Genomic DNA, 887 nt, shown 5'->3' with positions numbered 1-887 from the left:
CGGATCATGCTCTTCTCGTACGTCACCAGATGGAACCGGTGCAGGCCACGCAGCCCGTCGTGGATGTCGTCCCGGGTAGGCTGCCTGGGCAGCCGCTCGGCGAGGTAGCCCTGGACGGGTGACGCCTTCATGACATCCCCCGGGATACCGTTGGGGTTCAACGAGCTGACAATCTCCAGGAGCGGCCGGGCGAGCCCGACCGGGGGCAGTCTGTCCGCCGCCTCGATGGACAGGGCCCAGGTCGTCGCGACGGTGTGGGAATATCCGTCATAGACGGTGTCCAGCGTGGGGAACAGCTCCGTCAGCCGCTTTTTACGGTTGGCGAACCGCTCTCGGTACCCACTGCAGGTCAGATCCTGGTCGATCATATAGGCGGTGGCATGGCTGAGCGCCAGCGGCAGCGCACCCAGATCCGCCACGACACCGTTGACGGCATCGTCCCCGTCGGCCAGATGCCGATATTTCTCATTCTCGAACTTCCTGCGCAGGTACTCGACCGCCTCGGTTTTCGTGAACACGTCGACTTCGACGAGACTGCGGCCCGCCAGCAGATCCGCGTCACGCCGCCGAGTGGTGACGACCGTGCGCCCGCTCGGCCAGCCGGGGGGCCACAGGTCGCGGATTTCGGCCGGCCCCGCCAGGTCGTCCAGGACGATCAGCCAACGCCACCGGGTTCTTGCCAGCCACGTGAGCAGCCGGGCCGCGGTGCGTTCCGGTATCTCGTTCTCCGGCCCGAGCCTGAGGTCCGTTCCCGCCTGCACGAGGTCTATTCCCGCCTGTACATAGCCGGATACCACCGAGTCGCGGCTGAGCGCCGACACCCACACCATCAGATCGAGTTCTCCGGCGTCCCAGAGCTCGCGGGCGAACTCGGCCGCGAGCTGTGT

At 66.5% G+C, this 887-nt stretch carries 1 pseudogene; it reads right to left on the bottom strand.

What is annotated here, in order from left to right:
- A pseudogene (locus tag AC5LUJ_RS13940) lies at positions 1-887 on the bottom strand (tetratricopeptide repeat protein); the annotation flags it as partial.

It is taken from the genome of Protofrankia sp. CiP1_Cm_nod3, assembly GCF_982290655.1.
Note: the sequence above shows the minus strand (reverse complement) of the source record. Positions and strands in the feature narration are given on the sequence as shown.